Origin of the sequence: Rhodococcus sp. (in: high G+C Gram-positive bacteria), assembly GCF_049286785.1 — a bacterium.
Taxonomy (GTDB): Bacteria; Actinomycetota; Actinomycetes; order Mycobacteriales; family Mycobacteriaceae; genus Rhodococcus_F.
Window position 1 is genome coordinate 1 of record NZ_JBAQEO010000869.1, and the last position, 1636, is coordinate 1636.

Annotated in this window: 3 protein-coding genes; 2 read left to right on the forward strand and 1 reads right to left on the reverse strand. The window is 63.6% G+C overall.

Going from position 1 to position 1636, the window contains the following annotated elements; all coding sequences use genetic code 11:
- Positions 1 to 277 (reverse strand): WXG100 family type VII secretion target (locus tag WAW17_RS31005; RefSeq protein WP_422336666.1); only part of this gene is annotated, 277 nt, incomplete at its 3' end.
- A gap of 91 nt (positions 278 to 368) precedes the next feature.
- Between WAW17_RS31005 and WAW17_RS31010 the strand changes: the two genes are divergently transcribed.
- Positions 369 to 1448 (forward strand): alpha/beta hydrolase, encoded by a 1080-nt coding sequence (locus tag WAW17_RS31010; RefSeq protein ID WP_422336667.1) that lies wholly within the window; start codon positions 369 to 371, stop codon positions 1446 to 1448.
- A partial coding sequence (locus WAW17_RS31015) for an alpha/beta hydrolase (protein WP_422336668.1) occupies positions 1445 to 1636 on the forward strand: 192 nt, incomplete at its 3' end. The genes WAW17_RS31010 and WAW17_RS31015, both read left to right, overlap by 4 nt.

Here is a 1636-nt window from a genome sequence, read left to right on the forward strand (position 1 = left end):
CGGCGGCGAAGTGGTCCTGTTCGTCGTAGACGGCCGCGGTATGGAGCAGCTCGTTGGATAACTCTCCGAGACGCTTCTGCAGTGACCCGCGGTGCTCGTCGAAGTGAGCAACCACATGGCCGAACGACTCTCCGGCGGCACCCGGCCACGCGCCGGAAGAGTCTGTAATCGCCGCGTCGATTGCGTTCAATCGGGACGTTGCGTCGTCGAACAGCATGTCCATCGAACGAGCCGCCTCTCGTAGGACAGACGTGTCTACGACTACCTCGTTGCTCATGTGTCCCCCACCCTCGGCTCTCCCGGCTTGTCGCCGTATTGCGATAGATTATCTCCGGCTTTCGCAGGGGGCGAGGCTTAGTGGGGGGATCATGGATCTGGCGAAGGTTCGGCAGTGGGATGTCGTTGCGCTCGATCGGCTCGAGCAGTCGCTGTCTGCTCGTATCGTGACATGTGACGACGTGCGGGATCGCCTGGCCGACATCGGTCGGTTACCGGGCTGGCATGACGATGCCGCAGTTGCGGCGCGGGTACGTTTTCAGGTGACGGCCGATCAGCTGCTCGACGAGGTAGCCGCAATCGGCGCGGTGCGGCGGGTCACCCGCGAAACGAGCGTTGCCGTCACTCACTTGAAGAAGGAACTCGAAGCGATCGAGGACCTCGCTGCAACCAATCGGATGACCGTCTCCGACGTCGGGGACGTCACCGATCTCCCCGGACCGCCGGCGGATGCCGATGAGGCAAAGGCGCGCGAGACGGTACGAGATGAGCTGCGTGCGGCGGCGAGGGCCATCATCTTCCAGGCAGAGGACATCGACAATGACGCTGCGTCGGTGCTGAAACGCGCCGCGCGTGGTGAGATCGACGACCGGGGCGCCGTCGACGTGGACGCTGCGGCTGCGGCGGGTGAACAGCAAGGTGGGCTGACAGCGCCGTCGCCACCTGGTGATGCGTCATCGATCGAGAATCGCGAGTACTGGGACGCGATGGATGAGCCGCAACGGCGTGACGTGATCGAGAAGCACCCCGAATGGGTGGGGAACCGGGACGGGATACCCGCCGACGTCCGCCACGAGGCGAACGTGAACCGCATCGACGACGAGCGGACACGGCTCGAAGCCGAGCGGAGTCGGCTCCAGGACGAACTGGACGGGAATCTCTTCGGCGGTACGTTCACTGATGACGACGCCGCCCACTGGTATACCGAGCAGAAGCTGAAGGATCTCGACAAGATCGAATCCATTCTCGATGAGAATCCCGACGGACTGCTCCTGCTGCTGGACATGCAGTCGGGAGAGCGTGGGATGGTGGCATTCTCGGTAGGAAACCCGGACACGGCCGACCATGTCGCGGTAACAGTGCCCGGCTTCAACAGCAACATCGAGGACTCGCTCGGCGGGATGGTCGGTGAAGCCGAGTCCTCAACAATGAGACAGGAATACAACTCATGAACGCCAACCGGCCAGGGGAGTCGGTGGCGACGATCGCGTATCTCGGCTTCGAACCGCCGCAGACGACTGGACCAGGGAACTTCGACACCGTTCGCGGCGGCGTCGACGTCGCGTCCACCGATCGTGCCACCGACGGCGCGACGAATCTTGCCGGATTCCTCAACGGCCTCGATGCTGCGTCGCAGAGG